This is a genomic window from Eubacterium sp. An3 (assembly GCF_002159465.1).
Taxonomy (GTDB): domain Bacteria; phylum Bacillota; class Clostridia; order Lachnospirales; family Lachnospiraceae; genus Anaerobutyricum; species Anaerobutyricum stercoris.
On the sequence record NZ_NFIR01000014.1, the window covers coordinates 55,758 to 75,842 of the forward strand.

A 20,085-nucleotide genomic window follows, 5' to 3' on the forward strand; every position below is an offset into this window, starting at 1 on the left:
CCCTATCTGATTTCAAAACGGGCGCCTTTATCCAGGGTGTCTCCGTTCATATTGTAGATGGCATCGATAATCCGGTTACGGTAAGTGGAATTTCCATCCCCTTCCTGCATCCGGCTCCATCCGATCTCCCCGGCCAGTCCCATGGCGCAGACGGCAGCTGCAGCTGCTTCTGTCTGGTTATCCGGATTCGCTACCAGAAATGCGGTCATCATGCCGGAAAGCTGGCATCCGGTTCCGGTGATTCTGCCCATTTCCGGGCGGCCGTTTCGAATCACATAGCAGACTTCGCCATCGCTGACCAGATCGATGGCGCCGGTGATCGCCACGATACATTCCGCCTTTTTCGCAAATTCTTTAACAAATGCCACCGCTTCTTCAAGATTATCTTCCGTCACGGCATCCGCCACATCGGCGTCCACTCCTTTTGTAGTTCCGCTGCCATGGGCCAGCGTCTTGATTTCTGAAATATTTCCCCGAATGGCGCTAAGTTCCAGCTCCTTCATCAGTTCCACCGCAGTATCAGTACGAAGCGCGCTGGCTCCGGCGCCCACCGGGTCCAGCAGAACCACATGATCAAGAGCATTGGCCCGTTTTCCGGCAGCAAACATTCCCTGAATACTTCTTTCATTCAGGGTACCGATATTGATGTTCAGACCGCCGCAGATGGAAGTGATATCCACCACATCCCTCGGTTCATCAGACATGATCGGGCTGCCTCCGCATGCCAGCAGTACATTCGCCACATCATTGACCGTCACATAATTGGTAATATTGTGAACCAGCGGAACGGTCTTTCTCACATTGTCAAAACATTTTCCAAGCATTACATTTCCTCCTGTTCTCTGATATGCCTGATTGCCCTCCGGGACGCCAAAAGGCGGATATGCCAAACTGACATATCCGCCGAAATTCTTCGTGCCTGTATATCCCTACGTTGGCATTATCCAAATCAGGTAAAGGGTCGAGACGATTCAGTCTCCTCTCAGCCTGCTTGATACGCAAGCTCCCCGTTTTTATTATTACAAACATTTTTATTATACTACTTTTTACCGGTTTTGCAACTGTTTTTCAGACAATTCTTATTTCTCAGCCTTTTCCGGTCTCTTTTTATCCGGCACTAAAAACATAAAAATCAATGAACTGATCAGCAGCATATATGGATAAATCAGATTAGGCATCACATCAAAAGCCGATAATTCACTGCCCAGCTCCGCCGATGCAGACAGAGCGATGAGCATCTGGGCTCCGTAAGGAATCACTCCCTGAAAGATGCAGGAAAATGTATCAAGAATTGACGCCGTATTCTGCGGACTGATTCCATAATCTTCCGCCATATCCTTTGCTATGGGATTGGCCATAACGATAGCTACCGTATTATTGGCAGTTGCGATATCAAGCGCCCCCACAAGCAGACCGATCCCCAGCTTTCCGCCGTTCCGGCTCCGGAAAACTCTTTTTATAAAATGCAGCAGCGCATCAAATCCCCCGTATTCTCCAATCAGGCCTCCGATAGCTGACACCAGAATAGTCACCATGATCGTCTCATACATACCGGCCGCTCCTGAACCCATGTTGGTCAGCAGATCCACACCGGAAACATTGCCCGTCACCAGCATGATGAAAGCTCCCGATACAATTCCAATGAGCAGAACCACAAAGACGTTGATGCCGATGATTCCTCCCACCAGAACAAGCAGATAAGGAATCACTTGAATCAGATTATAATCCTGTACAATCCGCCCTTCCGGCACATTTCCGGAAGTCATAAGAAAAATCACCACCATGGCCGCCAGCGCTGCCGGCAGCGCAATCTTGAAGTTAGCCCGGAACTTATCTCTCATGGCACAGCCCTGCCCGTTACAGGCCGCAATGGTCGTATCAGAAATGAAGGACAGGTTATCTCCGAACATAGCTCCACCTACCACAGCACCTACACAGGCAGCCGCTCCGAATCCGGACGCTTCCGATACAGCCACGGCAATCGGCGTAAGCAGGGTGATGGTTCCCACCGAGGTTCCCATAGCCAGCGATACAAAAGCACTGACCACAAACAACACAACTACCGCATACTGCGCCGGAATCAGTGACAGAAGGCAATAGGCCACACTCTCCGCGCTGCTTCTTCCCACAACGCCCACAAAAACGCCGGCAGCCAGGAAAATAAGAATCATTGTCACGATATTTTTATCACCCACACCCTTTGCCATAATTGCCAGCTTTTTATCAAAATTAAGCTTCGGATTCTGTATACAGGCCACCAGCAATGCCGCCAGAAACGAAACCACAATAGGAACATTATAAAATCCCATCGGTATCTTCATCACATACTCAAACAAAATCCCCAGGCCCAGATACAGCACCAGAAATACCCCGATAGGCAGCAGTGCTTTCCAGTTTTCTTTCTTCATAATAATACTTTCCTCTCTTGCAAATAAATTTAAAAGTAGCACGGCATTTTTCGAAAAAAACAAAGTTTTCCGTCGAAATACTTTATTTAAGAAAGAATCCTGCAGAGCAGGATTCTCCGCCTGCGGCGTCCGAAAAGGCACCGGGATTATTATACCATAAATGCACAGAGATTTATCACTGAAATGGGGATTTGCCGATTTGAATCTATAGGTTTTGAAATTATCCGTAAATCTTTATGCATGCAGATTCACAAGCCCTACTTCACCGTCACCTCTTTCGGCGCCTCAATTTCATTGGCAATGGTGTGTTCTGTCAACTCTGACAACATCCGGATCTTTTTATTCAGCATCGGCCGCATACAGTTTGGCACGTGTTCCTGGTGGGCCCGGTGGATAGCCACGCATTCTTTACAGTTGCCGTGGTAACGACAGGCTTTTTTACAGGGGCAATGATCTTTGTCTTTGTATTCTTCCCGAAATGCCGAGGCAAATTCTTCCTGGATGCGAAGACCTTCTTTCCTGTTGCCTTTGTGAAACTCTTTCATGGCTGCTTTTTCGATTTCATTTCCATCGATGATCATATTTCTACTCCTTTTCTTTGATTCGTGGTTGCTTATTATAAGTCAGGTGCAATGGTAACAACTGTTCCATGCAATATAATAATAACTCCCTGACATCTTGTAAAATAGCGTTTTTACACCTATAATATAGAAAAAAAGAGCCAAAAACTATTTTAAAGGAGGAATCTTATGTCACAAACCACCGGCGGTCAGCGCCATTTAAAAAATACCGGTGGAAATCCGCAGCCGGAGAACGGCAGGTCTCCCATTTACTCCCATAACCCCCTTGAAGGCGGGGCCTTTCCTCTCCTGGTTCTTGACGTGGCAAGGCAGGTATGCACGCCTTCCAATGAAGGGTTCCGGGTACTTCACTGGCATGAGGAAGTGCAATTTATCCGGGTACTTCAGGGTGTGATTCAGACCCGGGTTTATGAGGAAGAGATTGAGGTTCATGCGGGCGATTGTCTGTTTATTAACCGGATGGTTCCCCATAAAACCATAGAAAAGGAAGACTGCCGCTATCACAGCTTTATCATTCCGGAGCAGATGCTCGGATTCTTTCCCGGCAGCATCATGGAAAAAAAGGATGTGAAATCTTTTCTCTATCATCCGGGCTTCACACATTTTCTTATAAAAAAAGCGGAGCCCTCCCACAGCGCTGCGCTCAATGAACTTAAAACTCTGGACAACCTTTATTTTTCTTCTTCACAGAAAACGAAACCACATTACGAATACCTGTTGAGTACGTCTCTCGTCTCTCTGTGGCTGGCGTTTATTTCCGCTCTGCCGCCGCTTCCGATGGCTGCGGCGGCGCCATCCAGAGAGCATCTTCGCATCCGGGAGCTTCTCACTTATCTGCACAGCCATTACCGGGAAAATCTTTCCGTAGAATCCATCGCCGTTGCCGCCCACATCAGCAAAACAGAATGTCTCCGTTGTTTTCACAGATATGTGGGAGAATCGCCGTATCAGTATCTTATAAAATACCGGCTGCATATGAGCGAGGCTCTTCTGAAAGATACAGAGCTTTCCGTCACGGAGATTTCTTCCGAAACCGGTTTCGCCTCCGCCAGCTCCTACATCCGGTATTTCCGGAGATGGTACGGATGCACTCCGAAAGAATATCGGACGGCACAAAAAAACAGCAGCTCTTCCGCTGATTAAATCATCATCAAAAGAGCTGCCGTATGTTTCGCCGTTACACCGCATTTTCATGCTGCACCGCATATTTCGGCATTTTCCGAAATTCAAAAAACGCCATAATAATAGTCACCGCAGCCGCCATAAAGTCCGCGATCGGCCCTGTGTAGATACATCCGTCCACCCCGAAGAACCGCGGCAGTATAAGCAGAAGCGGCACGAAGAAAATAATCTGTCTGGTAAGCGACAGAAAGATACCCTTGGCCGGTTTTCCAATAGATGTAAAAAATGTAGAAGTAATCGGCTGCAGTGCGTCCAGCCAGATAAAAAACAGGTAAATTCGGAAGAACCGCACTCCAAATTCAAAGTATTCCGGCTCGCCCGTGCCAAAAAGAGAGAGTACCTGCCGTGGAAAAATCTGGAACAGCGCAAAGGACAGGACCGAAATGATCACACCCGCTGTGGCTGCCAGGCGATAAGCCTTCCGCACCCGGTCATATTTTTCCGCTCCGTAGTTAAAGCTTTCCACCGGCTGGCTTCCCTGAGCCAATCCGATTACCACGGAAAAGAATACCTGATTAACCTTAATGACGATTCCGGCGCATGCCAGAGGAATCGCTTCCCCATACACTGACAAAGCACCGTAATAAGTCAGAGTATTGTTCAGTACCACCTGCACGATCATCATTGCTATCTGATTAAAAAAAGATGCCAGCCCAATCTGCGCTGTCCGTTTTACGCAGGCGGCCTGCAGCTTCAAATGCTTCGGCAGCAGGGGCACCGTCTTAAAATGCAGCAGATAACGGATGACGATAATGGCGGAAACTACCTGTCCGATGACGGTGGCAATGGCCGCTCCCGCCATTCCCCAGTGGAATCCCATCACAAAAAGCGCGTCGAGAATCGTATTGATGACTGCGCCTGTCAGGTTACATATCATCGCCATCTGCGGACTGCCGTCGGCACGGATCAGATGACAGCCTCCGGTCGTAAGAATCAAAAACGGAAATCCCACGGCAGTGATGCGCACGTAGGTCTCCGCCAGAGGCAGCACATCCGCCGGCGCGCCGAACAGCTTCAGCAGCGGCACCATGAAAACCTGTGCCAGCACACACAAAATCAGCCCGCTGCCCGCCAGGCATACCAGTGCATTTCCTACAAAATAAACGGCCTCATCCTTCTTTCCTCTTCCCATGGTCAGATTAAAGCAGGAAGCACCGCCGACGCCGAACAGCAGCGACAGCGCCACACAGGAAGTGGTCAGGGGAAACGCCACGTTGGTAGCCGCATTTCCCAGAGTTCCCACCGCCTGCCCGATAAATAGCTGATCGACAATATTATAAAGAGCGCTGACCAGCATAGCGACGATACTCGGCACCGCGAACCGCACCATCAGGCTGGAGACCGGCTCCATTCCCAGAGGATTTTCCATCTGCGGCTCCCTCGGATTTTTCTCTTCATTCATATTTTCTCTCCTGTGTTACTATAATTATTCCGTACAGACCTCTGCCTCAGAAACTGTTTCTTCAGATATTCCTGCCAGAACATCCATCTTTTCTTTACAAAGATAATTAAAGGCTGCGACCGCCCGCCCTACTCCTATGACTGCAAACACTGTTCCGATACCGATACCCAGAAGGAAATGTCCTGACACGATTCCGATAATAAATGTCATACAAATATTCATCAGGTCAAACATATTTTTGGCAAATCCCATATCTCTGTGAATACAATCTGCGATAGCCGCCACAATTCCATCTCCGGGATTTGGCACAAGGCGCATATTAACCGACATGGCTGCACCTGCTCCTGTGAGGATGATCGCTGCCAGAAGCAAGAGCAGATTGGCGGCAAAGGATTCTGATTCCCAGTGAATCGCCGCATCGAACAGATTCAGAAATCTTGTAAAGACGATGCTGAGAGGAATCTGCAGAAGATCATACCAGCGTCTTTTTTTCCCACGGATAATAAGCTGGATAAACACAAAAATAGTATACCAGATCAGCGTTACATTTCCAAAGTTCAGATGAAGCACCTGGGATACACTGTAGGAAACAGAAATAATCGGAGATACCCCCAGCCCTGTCTTTGTGTTCAGTGTAATCCCCAGTGCAAGAATCACCAGTGATAGTATGTAAAACAAAATGCGGAAACACCAGCATTGTTTTTTCATTTTTTTCATCCTTTCCTCTGTCCCGGCCCACGGCCGGGACTTATGTCATACTCTATGATGTCAGTCGTCCATACAGACGGATTATGCCAGACTCTCCGTTACCCGTACCAGTTCGTCCCGAATACTGATATGCTGCGGACATACCTCTTCGCATTTGCCGCACTTAATGCATTCGGACGCCGGTTTTCTTCCATGTCCGCCCACCAGCCAGTCTTCCTGGTGCTTCGCAGCGCCCTTATCCTTGTATAATGTCAGATAATTCAAAGCCGTAAAGGAACCGGAGATGCCGATATCCATCGGACAGACTTTAGCGCAGTAATTGCAGGTGGTACACGGAATCAGAGGAATCCTGTTGAGCGCCTCTCTTGCCTCGTCGAGCGTCTGCTTCTCTTCTTTGGATAATCCGGTAAAATCCTTCATATAAGAAAGGTTATCTTCCATCTGTTCCATATTGCTCATGCCGGAAAGCACCGTGATGATGCCGTCCAGATCTGCCGCAAAACGAATGGCCCAGGAGGCGCAGGACGCGTTCGGCTCTGCTTTCTTAAAAATCTCCTGCACGGATTCCGGCGGATTGGCAAGCATACCGCCCTTGACCGGCTCCATGATGATAACCGGTTTGTTGTGAGCCCTTGCCACCTCATAGCAGGCTCTTGACTGGATGGCCGGATTCTCCCAGTCGCCGTAATTAATCTGCAGCTGCACAAATTCCATCTCCGGGTGATCAGTCAGTATTTCTTCCAGTTCTTCCGGTGTGGAATGGAAAGAAAAGCCGATATGCTTAATTAAACCTTCTTCTTTTTTCTCCTTCACAAAGCTCCACATATCAAAATCATCAAAGAATTTTGTCCGGTGTTCGCCCAGATTGTGCAGCAGATAAAAGTCAAAATATCCGGCGCCGGTCTGTTTTAAAGAAGTCTCAAACTGCGCGATGGCTTCCTCTCTCGTCTTACAGTTGATCCAGGCGGCGTTTTTCGTAGCCAGCTGGAAAGACTCTCTCGGATACCGCTCCACCAGCGCCTGACGGATGGCGTCCTCGCTTCCCGCATAAGCCCACGCTGTATCAAAATAAGTAAATCCTTCTTCCATAAACCGGTCAACCATTGCTTTGGTCTGTTCCACATCGATCGCCTCGCCTTTCATCGGAAGGCGCATCAGCCCAAATCCCAGTTTTTTGATTTCTTCTCCCAAATATGCCATATCATTTCCTCCTGTCTCTCAGTAAATGTATTGGTTGGCGGCGACAGCGCAGCTCTCTGTCAACTACTGTACTTTTTCTCTGCACGCGGAAACCGCTTCCTGATAAATATCCCTGTAGCTGCGTCCGGCAGCCAAACTGAGCGCCTTCACGCTCTCAAACTCCGGATAGTATTTTGTCTCCGCCCCGAAACGGCAGATCTTCACCTGCACCGGGCCGCTGGCGGTCATGACCTCCCGGCCCTCTCTGGCAAGAACCGTCCGCTCCATGCACACTCTTCGGATACCGATGGTCGTCGTCTCCCGGAAAATAATTTCTTCCATGCGGGAAATGTCTTTCTCATCGCAGATCACATTCAACTGCCATGCCGGGCGGTTTTTCTTCATATAGACCGGATGATAATGCACATCTCTCGCTCCGGCGTCAAATAATAACTCCATCACATATCCCAGTACTTCTCCGGCGCAGTCATCAATATTGGTCTCAAGCTTCCAGATGACATCCTTTAAAGCAGCATTTTTCGGCGCCGCCGGTTCTATAAGCATGGCGCGCAGAATACTCGGCCGTTCGTAGGTACGTTTTCCCGCTCCTATTCCGGTCCGTATAATCCGGAAAGATTTTGGCAGCGCATCAGTAGTTTGCACTGCAGCCGCAATAGCCGCTCCTGTCGGCGTCACAAACTCACCTTTTATATCCATGATCTCCAGATTCAGACCGCTCTTTTCCACGATATTAGCTACCGCCGGCACTGGTACCGGCAGCACGCCGTGCTGGCAGCGCACAGTTCCCGTTCCCTCGCAGAGCTTCGGAATCACAACCTCATCAATATGAAGATCATCCAGGCAGACCGCCGCCGCCACCACATCCACAATGGAGTCAATGGCCCCCACCTCATGAAAATGCACCTGCTCCACCGGAACAGCGTGAGCTTTCGCCTCCGCCTCCGCGATGATATTAAAAATGCGCAGTGCGATTTCTTTTGCATGATCTGTCATCTTCACGGCATCGATAATCTTCCGGATCTCCGGCATGCCGCGGTGCTCATGATGATGGTGGTGTTCGTGTGTGTGCCCATGGTCGTCTCCATGGTGATGGGCGTGCGTGTGCTCATGGCCGCCTCCATGGTGATGGGCATGTGTGTGCTCATGGCCGTCCTCATGCGGACGCCCATGAAGGTATTCCATATCATGGTCGTGGTTTTCATGTTCAGCGTCCAGCAGCACCGCAAAATCGCAGCAGTCGATGCCGGCTTTTTTTACCCGGGTCACTTCCACAGAGAATCCGTCCGCCGGTATACTGTCCAGCGCTTTCATGAGAATTTCCTCACTGGCGCCCAGATCGAGAAGGGCGGCAACCGTCATATCCCCGCTGATGCCGGAATTACATTCCAGATAAAGTGTATTTGCCATTATGTATATTTCCTTTCCGTAAATCAAAATTGACATTTAAGAATTGATCGACAAGATGACTGCATATACAGTCTCATTTTGATGCATTTTCAGAAAAAATGGAACGCATTCTTTTTTTATTATATTTCTTATTTTTCCGGAACGCAAGCAGTCATTGGGAAAATTTCTTTCCTTTTCACTATTTTCTTTACAAATAGCGACAGAAATTATATACTTCATATTATACGCTTTTTACATTTAAAGAATCGTAGCTGCAAAGAAATGAATTTTCAACACGGAGCCGCCCGGGTGTTTTTGTTCCCACGGCTCTTTATTATGGAGGAAATTATGGTTACATTAATCGAAACAGTTTACAATTTTTTATGGGGAGACCTGTTTGTTCTCCCTCTTCCCGGAGGCGGATCACTCCCTCTTTCTATCCTGGTGATACTGCTGATTCCCACCGGCATTTATTTTACCATCCGGACGCGGGTGCTTCCGGTACGCCTGTTTAAGGATATGGTCGGGGCCGTCCTTGGCAAAAAAAATGAAAAAAACAGCGCTCTGTCTGTTTTGCAGACATTGATTGTGTCCACGGCGACCCGTGTCGGCATGGGCAATCTGGTCGGAGTGGTAGCGGCCATCTCTGCCGGCGGCGCCGGCGCGGTATTCTGGATGTGGGTCACGGCCATCATCGGCTCATCCACCGCTTTCATCGAGGCCACTCTCGCCCAGCTTTACAAAGAAAAAGATCCGCTCTACGGCGGCTGGCGCGGCGGTCCTGCTTACTATATTCATAAATATTTTGAAGAGAGGAGCGGCAAAAAAAGGCGCTATGTACCGTTGTCCATATTGTTCGCCCTGTCCGGTCTCATCTGCTGGTTCGGCATCAGCCAGGTGGTCAGCAACTCTGTGACCTCCGCCTTTGAGAATGCGTTCCATATTCCGCCGCTGTATACCACTATCGTCCTTGTAATCCTGGGTGCGGTTATCGTTCTTCGCAAAAATGCTACCGTTCGGGTGCTGGATATTATGGTTCCGATCATGGCCGGCATCTATCTGCTGATGACGATCATTTTGATAATCGTAAATATACAGCTTCTCCCATCGGTATTCGGAAGAATTTTTTCTGAAGCCTTTGGTCTGCGTCAGGTTGCCGCCGGCGGCTTCGGCGCAGTGGTGATGAACGGCGTTAAGCGAGGTCTTTTCTCCAATGAGGCAGGCTCCGGCTCCGCTCCGTGTGCCGCTGCCACTGCGGAGACAGACCACCCGGCCAAAGTTGGTCTGTCTCAGGCATTGGGCGTCTTCATCGACACCATCCTGATCTGCAGCTGTACCGCCATGATCATGCTTCTCACCCCGGAAAGCATCACAAACGGCCTTCAGGGTATGGATCTGCTGCAGACTTCCATGCAGTACCATCTGGGAGAGTTCGGCGTTATATTCATCGCCCTTATCATCTTCCTGTTCAGCTTCTCCACGTTTATCGGCGTGCTGTTCTACGCCCGTTCCAACGTGGCGTACCTATTCGGAGACAACTGGACATCACAGACCATTTACAAGATTCTGGCACTGGTGATGCTGTTTATCGGCGGTCTAGCCGCTTATTCCGTTGTCTGGGATCTGGGTGACGTGGGCGTCGGACTTATGACGGTTTTTAATATTTTTATGCTCTATCCGTTATCAAAGAAGGCACTGGCAGCGTTGAAGGATTACGAGAGCAAGAGAGAACAATAATAGAAATGCAGCCCAAAGACAAATTTTTCTGTCCGGGCTGCATTTCATTTTTTCTTTATTTATTTAGACGTTAGCATAACATCATCACCTGAAACTCTTTACTTTAGCAGTATAACCCACCTTAATTGTTTTACTGTTTCACACACAATTAATTAAATCTGTTGAAACTAAGCGGCGTTCTGTAAGCCACACTTTTCATACACTCTGCATTATACTGCGTCTCCGTAATCTGCGTGCCGTTCTTCCAGTAAGTTGTAACCGCATCCGAACTTCCATTCGGCCATCTTCTGAGCCGCTCCAGCTTCACAAACTGTTTGGCTTTTCCTTTATTGACCTTATATCCGGTGATGATACTCTCGGTACTTCCGCCCACCTGCGCGTACATTTTCTTTCCCCGCAGGAAAAGGCCGTTCCTCAGTTCCTCAAAAGCAATCAGCGGCTTCACCTTTCCCTTGCGAAATGTAAGAACGAGCACCCGGGACTCAAACCCTCTTCCCGTAGAATTGGTGGACAGCAAAAGTTCCTTGGTGCCATCCTTATTGATATCCGCTGCTTTGTAATAAGAGTACGACGATACATTTGTTCGAATTGTTTTGTACGCATAACTATACTGATAATTCCAGCAGCGCACTTTATAGCTGCCCTTCTGCCGCTTCAGCACCTTTTTGTACCAGTTCTTTTTGTTCATTTTCTTTGCCTGAACAGATACTTTCTGTGTCCCAATATCATGAAGCGATGTACTCGCTGCATCTGCCGCATAAGTCGGAAATGCCATAGCCATACATCCGCAAACTACGCCGGCACACAATGTTGCTCCAGCCACAGACTTTTTTAATCTTCCCATAACATTTTCCCTCCTATATTTTTAAATCCTGACATCTTCATCGGCAAAGTAATTCTCTGCCTATTTTTATTCCCTGACATCTTCATCAGCAAAATATTCATCCGCCTGCTCCTGCCAGTACCGCCGGTCCTCATCAGTAATCTCCCGGATCACCCGGCAGGGATTGCCCGCCGCAATGACTCCGTCAGGGATATCTTTTGTGACCACCGAGCCGGAGCCGATGACCACGTTATTTCCAATAGTCACTCCGGGATTAATCACCACATTTCCGCCAACCCAGACATCGTCTCCAATGGTCACCGGTTTGGAAAATTCCAGATGCATGTTGCGAATCTGCGCGTCCACCGGATGACAGGCCGTATAAATACACACTCTTGGTCCCAGCATAACGTGATTCCCGATGGTCACTTTTGCCTCATCCAACGCAAGGAAACCGGTGTTGGCATAAAAATGATCGCCGATATAAATCTGCCCGCCCTTATCACAATAAAAGGGCGGCTCAATATAAACGTCCTCTCCCATATGCCCGAAGATTCCCCGCAGCAGCCCCATCCGCTCCTTCGCCTGCTCAAAAGGCATGTCATTAAACTTTTTTAACACTCCCCGGCTCCGCTCCCATTGCCCGTCATTCATCTTCAGAGAATGATAGAGACGGCCGGATAACATGCGTTCTTTTTCGTTCATGCTTATCTCCATTACATTTTTTGCAAAAATTTATTTGGTGCTATATTTAACTGGCAGTTCCGTTTTAAAATCATATTTTCGCATAGCGCTCTGCCTGATAACGAAATACTTCTTTTTCTTTCGTATCTTCCTGTTCATCAAGCCAACGCAGAAATTCGTTCCAATCCACCGAAAATCCCTTTCCAAAATATTCATACATTTTTTCATGGGAACCGGAAAATGGTCTGGCTATCACTCGCTTTACATTTTCTTCCATGGAAAAATGCCAATTCACACTAAGATTAGCTGTCAAGAGAGAAACTCCGTTATCAAAAATCGGCGCTGGCCTGAACTCTGTCCCATCAAAAATAACAGCCAGGTTATTCACATGGCGATCCTCATTCAAAACAATCATATCTAGCATAAATATTTTTTTGAGATAATCCGTTACATCCAGTCCTGTCAGACTGCGAATCATTTTGAGCGCAAAAGCAATCCGTTCTTCCATAGTCGATATCTTAGCCAGTCGTTCTGCCAGATTGCCTCCAAATTCTGAATAGTACAGGCGATAAAATGTAACGAGAGATTCATTTTCTTCCAGAAAATTTTTACTTCGGCAGCCTCTTTTCTCATTAATATAGCCCTGTTCATATAAAATGTACTCCTCCGGCCGCAAATCAGTAAATGTCAGAAAATGTGACACCAGATATTCCGCCAGTCCTTCTCTGCCCCGGTTATCTTCTTTATACCAGTAATCACCTTTCCTGTATTTAACCTGCGTTCCCTCGCTGGTGCCGTCAATCAGCACAATATTATCTTCACTCAAATATTCCCGAAACATCTCTCACCTCACCAGCACATCTTTCGCCGTAATCTGCTCTCCCGGAAACCGCAGCCAGATAAAGTCATTCCAGCTGACGCCGTGGGTTTTCCTGACAATCTCCAGCGGATTATATTCCTTTATGCCCCGGACACGAAGCAATTCGTTAATATCCGGCCTGCCCTCATCCCAGCATCTCGTTTTCAGTATTTCATTTAACTGGAACCGGCTGATTTTTCCGGCCGGAAACAACCTCTTGCCAGGCTGGTCCGAGTAACTGGAAACGTAAACATCTTTTCCCTTGACCCTCACCTTCGCAGTCAGTTCATCTTTCCAATATACCTCAAAGGAATAATCTTCCAGCATCGGCTTTTTATCTATCTCTTTTTTTAATCCCCTCTCTGCTTTCCGGAAGGCATCACACAAAGCCAGCAGTTCTTTCTTTTCATCCAGAAGCTGCCTGCGTTCCATGATCTGATGTTCCTCCACCGCAGCACTTCCTGGCTTCACAGCCCCCAGCGACTTACTCTTCGTCCTCCCTTCCTCACGAAACTGCCGATAATAATACGGTTTTCCCTTCACCTTTTTGATAAGAATTGTCTCTGTGGGAAGTTCTTGCAGACGTTTATCTATGCGTGCAAGACGTTCATCTATTTCTTCTAATTCTTTTGAAAATTGTTTATAATAATCATAAATCTTTTTCATTGATGTTGTCCTGATTTTGTAAAAAATAGTTGGTACTGTTCTCTTAAAATAATTTATCATTTTTTTTATTTTTTTTCAATGTATTAGGATAACTTCTTTCCGATGTGTTTTATACGATGGAAAGGGCACAGAAAATTGTCCTTTCCTGTGCCCTCTATTTTACAGATATTTTATTCTGCTCGAATAAATTCTTATAACATGGAGCTTTTCACACCTGTATTTTTCTTAAACAATTTTTTATAAGCCTTCTTTTTATTTTTCGGAACCTTAATCTTCGCCTTCGGATTAATATTCGCAAATGCTTTAGCACCGACTTTTTTAAGCTTCTTGGACTTGACAACGATCTTAGTCAAATTCTTGCAGCCGCTGAACGCTTTCTTTCCAATGGTCGTTACATTTGCTCCGATTGTTACTTTTTTAAGCTTCTTCTGTCCCTTAAATGCATTGTTGGCAATGGATGTAACCTTGCAGGACACTCCGTTCACTGTCACCGTTGCCGGAATCGTTACTGATTTGGCCTTTTTGGAAGTCGGACGCACATAAGTCACTATATAACCGGAAGTCGCGTTGCCAGCCACTTTGTAAACAGATTTGGATTTGACATCTGTCACTGTAGCACCGGCAGATACTTTCTCCGTTGTTGTCGGGATAGATGGATTCTGCTGAGCCGGGGTCTGGGTAGACGGTTGAGGGTTGGATGGTGATGGATTATCTGGCTTCGGTTCTTCTATTTCCGGGCCTCCTTCTATTGCTACTAAAGTAAAGACTCCATTAAATCCTCGTCCAAAATCATATGTGTATGTCACTTCATTATCATCAAACGTTAAAATATTACCTTTTATAGTTCCTCCTGTCCAATTACTGGTTTTATTTACGTCAAAATTTGCTGGTAAAGTTGATAAATCAACCTTATTTGATGATGATACTTTTACTTCACATTTACATCCGTAACAATCTATTTCTTCTATATTTTCATTATTATATAAATTTAATGATGTGATTTTGTTATTTCTACAATCTATTTTTTTTAATGCCACATTTTTTGAAACATCTATAATTGTTAGATTATTTCCATAACAAAGTAATGTTTCTAATTTTATATTATTTCTTATATCCAAAAAATCTAATAAATTATCTCCACATCCTAACTTTTTCAGTGCAATGTTATTTTCCAAATTTATACCTTTTAACTTATTACCAAAACACTCTAATTCTTCTAATTCAACATTTTTTCTAACATCTAGTGTTGATAATTGATTACCCCCACAATTCAAAAGTGTTAATTTTGGATTCTTTGATATATCTAAAGTATTTAACAAATTTCCTGTACAGAGTAAAATTTCTAAATTGGTATTATTTGTTACATTTAATGACTCTAAATGATTTAAAGAACAAGATATTAATGTTAATTTTTTATTATCAGTTACATCTAAAGATTCTAATTGATTAGAGGAACAATCCAAAAAAATTAATTCACTATTATCCTTTAAGTCTAAAGAATCTATCCAATTACCTGAACAACTCAATCTTTCCAATTTTTTGAATACTTCTATTCCGGATAAAGTTCTAATATCATTTTCTTCAGGCATAAAAGTTATTGCACTAGTAACATCAATCTCTGTTACTGTTGTAATTTCTTCTTCCGATAACACATCATCTCCATTCTTATCAAACTTTTCTTTGATATACCCCCGGAACACCTCATCCGGAAAATTCGTTGCATCAATCGCTACTCCCTCCGCAGCTTCCACCGTCTCCGGAACCGCAAAGAATGCTCCTGCTAATATAAATACAAAAGCAAATATCCATATTACACCTGATAATTTGAGTTTCCTCATAAACTCCCTCCTCCTCACTTTGTTTTTGTTGCATTTCTATTAAATTCTTGCCACATTTTCATAATACATTTCCTTCACATCTTCGTCAATCTTCCGTGCAAGAAATGCACTTTTTTTGTAATAAATAACCAATCATTTCTTGAAAACAAAAAAAGACAATCCATCAGGTAGAAATGAGTTAGTCTCATACTCTCTGCCCGGATTGCCTTTTTATTTACTATATATCTACTTTTTGTTGTATCTGTTCTATTATATGTTTTCTTACCTGCTAATAATATGTCGCACAAATTTTCTGATATTTATGTATCTTTGTTTTCTTCACACTTGCAGTTCCTCATTCATACTCCCCGTCCGATACCCCTGCAGGTCGAGGGTCACGTAAGAGAATCCAAAACTACGGAATTTCTCCGCAATCTCTGCCCGCAGTTCCGGCGTCAAAAGCCGGTCCAGCTCTTCCGGCAGCAGCTCAATGCGGGCGAGGGTTCCGTGGATGCGCACCCGGAACTGATGGAAGCCCAGTGAGAAGAGGAGCTGCTCGCCCTGTTCCACCATGGCGAGTTTGTCCTCGGTGATAGTCTCGCCGTAGACGAACCGGGAGGCGAGACAGGCAAAGGACGGTTTCTGCCAGGTTGGAAGTCCCAGTTCTCTGGAGAGGAAGCGGATCTCAGCCTTGATAAGTCCTGCTTCCCGCAAGGGGCTTGCGATGTGCAGTTCCTCGATGGCGCGCAAGCCCGGACGGTAGTCGCCCAGGTCGTCCATGTTGGAGCCTTCTGCCAGAACATCCATGCCGTTTTCTGCTGCGATTGCCTTCATACGGGTAAAGAGCGCTGTCTTGCAAATGTAGCAGCGATCCGGTGGATTGTCGGCAAAGCACGGTACTGCCATCTCGTCAAATCGGAAAAGAATCTGCCGACAGCCGAGACTTTGGCAGAATTCGATAGATTCTGATCGTTCTCTGCCCGGGAATACCCGGGAGTCCGCGGTAATGGCGAGAACCTTATTTTCTGCCGCATCAGCGTTATCTGTGCCTCCGTTGCTTTCCTCTCCCTGCAGCGCGTCGCAGGCGGCTTTCAGGAGAAGGGCGGAATCCACGCCGCCAGAGAAGGCGATGGCAATTTTGCCTTTCTCTCTGATCCACGCTTTCAGTCGTTCCAGTTTCTCAAAGGCTTCCTGCGCCATATCTTGTTGTCTATTTATTTTCTCGTCAATCTTTGGCATAGTATTTCCTTTCCGTTAGATTATTTATTTTCTTTCGGCGCCCGCTCCGCCAGCCTGTTAATCTGTGTCGCCATGTAGCCGGCGCCGTATCCGTTGTCGATGTTCACCACGGCGATACCGTTGGCGCAGGAGTTGATCATGGTGAGAAGAGCCGAGAGGCCGTTCATGCTGGCGCCGTAACCTACGGAGGTCGGCACGGCGATGACCGGATTGGATACGAGGCCGCCAAGGACGCTGGCAAGCGCGCCCTCCATGCCTGCCACTGCCACCACGCAGTTGGCGCTCTGGATGGTGTCCACCCGGGACAGCAGCCGGTGGATGCCGCTGACGCCCACATCAAAGATACGCTCCACGTGGGTGCCAAAATATTCTGCGGTCTGGGCGGCTTCCTCGGCCACCGGGATGTCGGCGGTTCCCGCCGTGCAGACGGCCACACAGCCGATGTGCTTCTTATCCGGCTTTTCAGCCTTTAAAATGTGCGAAATATCATCGTAGATGATGTCCGGGATGACCTCTTTTACCAGCTCGTACTGATGCCGGCTGGCGCGGGTGCCGAATACTTCTCCGTTGTATTCGTACATTTTCTTATATATGGATACCAGGTAGTCGTCCGGCTTTCCGCTGCAGTAAATCACTTCCGGAAACCCGGAGCGGACTTCCCGGTGAAGGTCCAGTTTTGCGTAGCCCAGTTCCTCATAGGGCTCTCTCTTAAAATATTTTTCAGCTTCTTCCACGGAGATTTCTCCGTTTTTCACACGATTTAATACTTCTCTTGCTTCCATTTACATTTCCTTTCATTTTTCAGAACACCGGTTCCCTTTTTTTATTATAAACTGCCCCCTCCCTTTCGTAAAGTCATAGATTAGCTTTTTATCGCGCAGAAGATCATATTATTCACACATGCCATTTTATGCACCACAAAAAAGCCGCCGCCCCGGCGGAAATCTGTGATTTCTGTCCGGAGCAGCAGCTCCTCTTTATCAGCAAATGTATTGCTTTATGCTGTTTTATACGGTCTGTCTCTTTGCAACGAATACCGGGAAGGAATCTGTTCCGTTGAGGTGTTTATCCTCGGTAATGTGAACCTTCTTATCGGTGATCACATATTCGATATCTGCACCGTCTTCCACAATGGTATCCTGCATCAGGATACAGTTCTTCACTTTAGCGCCTTTTCCAACTTTGACGCCACGGAATAAGATACTGTTCTCCACTTCGCCTTCGATGACGCAGCCGTCGGCGATCATTACGTTGGATGCTTTGGCGTCGCCGATGTAGCGGGTCGGGTTATCGTCACGAATCTTTGTATAGATGGAATGTCCTGAGAACAGTGCGTCCAGATTGTCGTCGTCAAGGAGCTTCATGTTCTCATCGAAGTATCCTTTCAGGCTTAAAATACGTGCGGTATAACCGGTGTACTCATAGCCGCAGATCTTCATATCTTCAAGATGAGGAAGAAGAATATCTCTCTCAAAATAAATGCCGCCGCTGATAAATGCGGTGTTGATGGTATCAATAAGAAGTTCTCTTTCCATCACATAAACATTCATACCGTAGTTCTGTACGCCGGATTTGTTGGAATTAATATGAAGACCGTTGATTCTTCCTTCTTCATCTATATCATAAGTATAGTAGGTTCCTTTGCTGGAATCTTCTCTCATGGCAGCGGTATCTGCCGGAATCTCTTCTTTCTTATATGCTACGGTGATGTCCGCGCCGGAAGCGACATGGGCGTTGATCATCGCATTGAAATCAAAGTTCATGGCGATATTGGTATCGGACATAACCACGTATTTCTCTTTCTGAGCACGAAGGAATCCGAGGATACCTGCCATAGCTTCGATACGACCGCCGTAGACGCTCATGGACTTCTGTGCGAACGGAGGGAAAATGTTCAGACCACCGTTTTTACGCGCCAGATCCCATTCACGGCCGGAACCTAAATGGTCGGTCAGGGAGAAATAATTCTCACGAACCAAAATAGAAATATTATCAATACCGCAGTTCACCATACTGGATAAAAGAAAGTCAATCATACGGTAACGGCTTCCGAACGGAATGGAAGCCATCAAACGCTCATTGGTCAACTCGGATACAAGCTTGTCATAAATGTTCGGGAAAATAATTCCCAATGCATTTGTATTGGATCTTACCACTGTTCTTCACCATCCTTTACATTTTCATCAATCATAGCATTCGGGCCAATCTTTGCGTTGTCGCCGATATAAATGCCGGCTCCGATAGTCGCCACGCCGGATTCTTCTTCCGTAGGCATCGCGCCAACCTGCGCATTCTCACCAATCACAACATTTTCCGCGATAATACAATGTTTTACTACCGCACCGGACTTGATGATGGTTCCGCCCATGACAACAGCGTCTTCCACTACTGCGCCCTCTTCTACTTTTACGCCTGCAAAAAGGATGGAATGTTTTACTTCACCGGAAATCCGGCATCCATCTGTGATCATAGAATTCTCAATGACCGCGCCTTCTTTGATTCTGTGACCCGGCATACCGCTGTTCCGGCTGTAAATCTTCCAGTCGTCATCAAACAGATTGATACCGCTGTGCTCCGGATCGAGAATCTCCATGTTCGCTTCCCAGAGAGAGGAAATGGTTCCAACGTCTTTCCAGTAGCCGTTGAAACGGTAAGCATACATTTCTCTGCCGTCTCTTAAAAGATTCGGGATAATGTTATTACCAAAGTCATTTTCAGACTCCGGATCTTCCTCATCTTCAATAAGATATTTTTTGAGAATATCCCAGTTAAATATGTAAATACCCATGGAAGCCAGATTGGACTTCGGATTCTTCGGCTTCTCCTGGAACTCTGTAATCTTGTCGTTCTCATCGGTTACCATGAGACCGAAACGGGAAGCTTCATCCCATGGAACTTCCATAACGGCTACGCTGAATTCCGCTCCCTTTTCTTTATGGAACTGGAGGAAATCATTGTAATCCTGCTTACAGATCTGGTCACCGGAAAGGATGATGACATATTCCGGATCATATCTTTCAATAAAGTTAATGTTCTGATAAATGGCATTGGCCGTACCTTTATACCAGTCAGAACCGGATACCTGCTGATATGGTGATAATACATGCACACCACCGTACAGTCTGTCCAGATCCCATGGCTGTCCGTTGCCAATGTACTCATTCAGTACCAGCGGCTGATACTGTGTCAGGACACCCACTGTATCAATTCCTGAATTTACGCAGTTCGACAGCGGAAAGTCAATGATACGATACTTTCCTCCAAATGGAACTGCTGGTTTTGCCAGCTTCTGCGTCAGAGCGTAAAGGCGGGAACCCTGTCCTCCGGCAAGAAGCATTGCAATCATTTCTTTGCCCATTTCACTTAATCCTCCTTAAAAATTAGTATAAACAA

At 46.5% G+C, this 20,085-nt stretch carries 18 protein-coding genes and 1 riboswitch; of the genes, 2 read left to right on the plus strand and 16 right to left on the minus strand.

Annotated features, from left to right (window positions below; genetic code table 11):
* Window positions 1-2: 2 nt before the first annotated feature.
* From thiM to B5F87_RS12070, 3 genes are all read right to left on the minus strand, one after another.
* A complete protein-coding gene (thiM, locus tag B5F87_RS12060) occupies window positions 3-824 on the minus strand; it encodes a hydroxyethylthiazole kinase (RefSeq protein ID WP_087281432.1) in 822 nt (273 codons plus the stop codon).
* Between the two features lie 85 nt (window positions 825-909).
* Window positions 910-1,020: riboswitch (TPP riboswitch) on the minus strand.
* Window positions 1,021-1,079: 59 nt separating this feature from the next.
* Complete coding sequence (locus B5F87_RS12065) at window positions 1,080-2,408, minus strand: Na+/H+ antiporter NhaC family protein (RefSeq protein ID WP_087281371.1); 1,329 nt, start codon at window positions 2,406-2,408, stop codon at window positions 1,080-1,082.
* A gap of 257 nt (window positions 2,409-2,665) precedes the next feature.
* Window positions 2,666-2,989, minus strand: coding sequence for an LPS biosynthesis protein (locus B5F87_RS12070; RefSeq protein WP_087281373.1), 324 nt, complete (start codon window positions 2,987-2,989; stop codon window positions 2,666-2,668).
* Window positions 2,990-3,157: 168 nt separating this feature from the next.
* Here B5F87_RS12070 and B5F87_RS12075 point away from each other — a divergent pair, with 168 nt between their 5' ends.
* Window positions 3,158-4,132 (plus strand): AraC family transcriptional regulator, encoded by a 975-nt coding sequence (locus tag B5F87_RS12075; protein ID WP_087281375.1) that lies wholly within the window; start codon window positions 3,158-3,160, stop codon window positions 4,130-4,132.
* Between the two features lie 34 nt (window positions 4,133-4,166).
* On the opposite strand, the gene B5F87_RS12080 is transcribed toward B5F87_RS12075, so the two are convergent.
* The 4 genes from B5F87_RS12080 to larC form a co-directional block, all read right to left on the minus strand.
* A complete protein-coding gene (locus tag B5F87_RS12080; protein ID WP_242964454.1) occupies window positions 4,167-5,573 on the minus strand; it encodes an MATE family efflux transporter in 1,407 nt (468 codons plus the stop codon).
* Between the two features lie 24 nt (window positions 5,574-5,597).
* Window positions 5,598-6,281: a DUF6198 family protein gene (locus B5F87_RS12085; RefSeq protein ID WP_087281436.1), complete on the minus strand. Its 684-nt coding sequence runs from the start codon at window positions 6,279-6,281 to the stop codon at window positions 5,598-5,600.
* 81 nt (window positions 6,282-6,362) lie between these two features.
* Window positions 6,363-7,481 carry an aldo/keto reductase gene (locus B5F87_RS12090; RefSeq protein ID WP_087281376.1) on the minus strand — a complete coding sequence of 373 codons (1,119 nt, stop codon included), beginning with the start codon at window positions 7,479-7,481 and terminating at the stop codon, window positions 6,363-6,365.
* A gap of 63 nt (window positions 7,482-7,544) precedes the next feature.
* A complete protein-coding gene (gene larC, locus B5F87_RS12095) occupies window positions 7,545-8,888 on the minus strand; it encodes a nickel pincer cofactor biosynthesis protein LarC (protein WP_087281378.1) in 1,344 nt (447 codons plus the stop codon).
* A 327-nt stretch (window positions 8,889-9,215) separates the two neighbouring features.
* Between larC and B5F87_RS12100 the strand changes: the two genes are divergently transcribed.
* Window positions 9,216-10,604 carry an alanine/glycine:cation symporter family protein gene (locus B5F87_RS12100; RefSeq protein WP_343215762.1) on the plus strand — a complete coding sequence of 463 codons (1,389 nt, stop codon included), beginning with the start codon at window positions 9,216-9,218 and terminating at the stop codon, window positions 10,602-10,604.
* A gap of 148 nt (window positions 10,605-10,752) precedes the next feature.
* On the opposite strand, the gene B5F87_RS12105 is transcribed toward B5F87_RS12100, so the two are convergent.
* The 9 genes from B5F87_RS12105 to B5F87_RS12145 form a co-directional block, all read right to left on the minus strand.
* A complete protein-coding gene (locus B5F87_RS12105) occupies window positions 10,753-11,448 on the minus strand; it encodes a hypothetical protein (RefSeq protein ID WP_087281380.1) in 696 nt (231 codons plus the stop codon).
* Window positions 11,449-11,514: 66 nt separating this feature from the next.
* The gene (locus B5F87_RS12110; RefSeq protein WP_087281382.1) at window positions 11,515-12,132 is read right to left on the minus strand and encodes a sugar O-acetyltransferase; all 618 of its coding nucleotides are present in this window, start codon (window positions 12,130-12,132) and stop codon (window positions 11,515-11,517) included.
* 70 nt (window positions 12,133-12,202) lie between these two features.
* On the minus strand, window positions 12,203-12,952 hold the full coding sequence (locus B5F87_RS12115) for a hypothetical protein (protein WP_087281384.1): 750 nt from the start codon (window positions 12,950-12,952) through the stop codon (window positions 12,203-12,205).
* Window positions 12,953-12,955: 3 nt separating this feature from the next.
* Entirely contained in the window at window positions 12,956-13,636 is a 681-nt protein-coding gene (locus B5F87_RS12120) for a hypothetical protein (protein WP_087281386.1), read from the minus strand.
* A 191-nt stretch (window positions 13,637-13,827) separates the two neighbouring features.
* Window positions 13,828-15,474 (minus strand): leucine-rich repeat protein, encoded by a 1,647-nt coding sequence (locus B5F87_RS12125; RefSeq protein WP_087281388.1) that lies wholly within the window; start codon window positions 15,472-15,474, stop codon window positions 13,828-13,830.
* Between the two features lie 318 nt (window positions 15,475-15,792).
* The gene (larE, locus tag B5F87_RS12130; protein WP_087281439.1) at window positions 15,793-16,653 is read right to left on the minus strand and encodes an ATP-dependent sacrificial sulfur transferase LarE; all 861 of its coding nucleotides are present in this window, start codon (window positions 16,651-16,653) and stop codon (window positions 15,793-15,795) included.
* Window positions 16,654-16,712: 59 nt separating this feature from the next.
* Window positions 16,713-17,474, minus strand: a complete 762-nt coding sequence (gene larB / locus B5F87_RS12135) for a nickel pincer cofactor biosynthesis protein LarB (RefSeq protein WP_087281390.1) — start codon at window positions 17,472-17,474, stop codon at window positions 16,713-16,715.
* Between the two features lie 225 nt (window positions 17,475-17,699).
* On the minus strand, window positions 17,700-18,848 hold the full coding sequence (gene glgD / locus B5F87_RS12140) for a glucose-1-phosphate adenylyltransferase subunit GlgD (protein WP_087281392.1): 1,149 nt from the start codon (window positions 18,846-18,848) through the stop codon (window positions 17,700-17,702).
* A complete protein-coding gene (locus B5F87_RS12145) occupies window positions 18,842-20,050 on the minus strand; it encodes a glucose-1-phosphate adenylyltransferase (RefSeq protein ID WP_087281394.1) in 1,209 nt (402 codons plus the stop codon). Before B5F87_RS12145 ends, glgD begins: the two co-directional genes overlap by 7 nt.
* Window positions 20,051-20,085: the final 35 nt, after the last annotated feature.

Excerpts from the sequence above, each read along its gene's own strand:
- B5F87_RS12085 (WP_087281436.1), bottom strand. The coding sequence starts at position 6,281 with ATGAAAAAACAATGCTGGTGTTTCCGCATTTTGTTTTACATACTATCA.
- B5F87_RS12100 (WP_343215762.1), top strand. The coding sequence starts at position 9,216 with ATGGTTACATTAATCGAAACAGTTTACAATTTTTTATGGGGAGACCTG.
- B5F87_RS12115 (WP_087281384.1), bottom strand. The coding sequence starts at position 12,952 with ATGTTTCGGGAATATTTGAGTGAAGATAATATTGTGCTGATTGACGGC.
- B5F87_RS12075 (WP_087281375.1), top strand. The coding sequence starts at position 3,158 with ATGTCACAAACCACCGGCGGTCAGCGCCATTTAAAAAATACCGGTGGA.
- larE (WP_087281439.1), bottom strand. The coding sequence starts at position 16,653 with ATGGCGCAGGAAGCCTTTGAGAAACTGGAACGACTGAAAGCGTGGATC.
- B5F87_RS12120 (WP_087281386.1), bottom strand. The coding sequence starts at position 13,636 with ATGAAAAAGATTTATGATTATTATAAACAATTTTCAAAAGAATTAGAA.
- larC (WP_087281378.1), bottom strand. The coding sequence starts at position 8,888 with ATGGCAAATACACTTTATCTGGAATGTAATTCCGGCATCAGCGGGGAT.
- B5F87_RS12065 (WP_087281371.1), bottom strand. The coding sequence starts at position 2,408 with ATGAAGAAAGAAAACTGGAAAGCACTGCTGCCTATCGGGGTATTTCTG.
- B5F87_RS12145 (WP_087281394.1), bottom strand. The coding sequence starts at position 20,050 with ATGGGCAAAGAAATGATTGCAATGCTTCTTGCCGGAGGACAGGGTTCC.
- B5F87_RS12070 (WP_087281373.1), bottom strand. The coding sequence starts at position 2,989 with ATGATCATCGATGGAAATGAAATCGAAAAAGCAGCCATGAAAGAGTTT.
- B5F87_RS12110 (WP_087281382.1), bottom strand. The coding sequence starts at position 12,132 with ATGAACGAAAAAGAACGCATGTTATCCGGCCGTCTCTATCATTCTCTG.
- B5F87_RS12105 (WP_087281380.1), bottom strand. The coding sequence starts at position 11,448 with ATGGGAAGATTAAAAAAGTCTGTGGCTGGAGCAACATTGTGTGCCGGC.
- B5F87_RS12125 (WP_087281388.1), bottom strand. The coding sequence starts at position 15,474 with ATGAGGAAACTCAAATTATCAGGTGTAATATGGATATTTGCTTTTGTA.
- larB (WP_087281390.1), bottom strand. The coding sequence starts at position 17,474 with ATGGAAGCAAGAGAAGTATTAAATCGTGTGAAAAACGGAGAAATCTCC.
- thiM (WP_087281432.1), bottom strand. The coding sequence starts at position 824 with ATGCTTGGAAAATGTTTTGACAATGTGAGAAAGACCGTTCCGCTGGTT.
- B5F87_RS12080 (WP_242964454.1), bottom strand. The coding sequence starts at position 5,573 with ATGAATGAAGAGAAAAATCCGAGGGAGCCGCAGATGGAAAATCCTCTG.
- B5F87_RS12090 (WP_087281376.1), bottom strand. The coding sequence starts at position 7,481 with ATGGCATATTTGGGAGAAGAAATCAAAAAACTGGGATTTGGGCTGATG.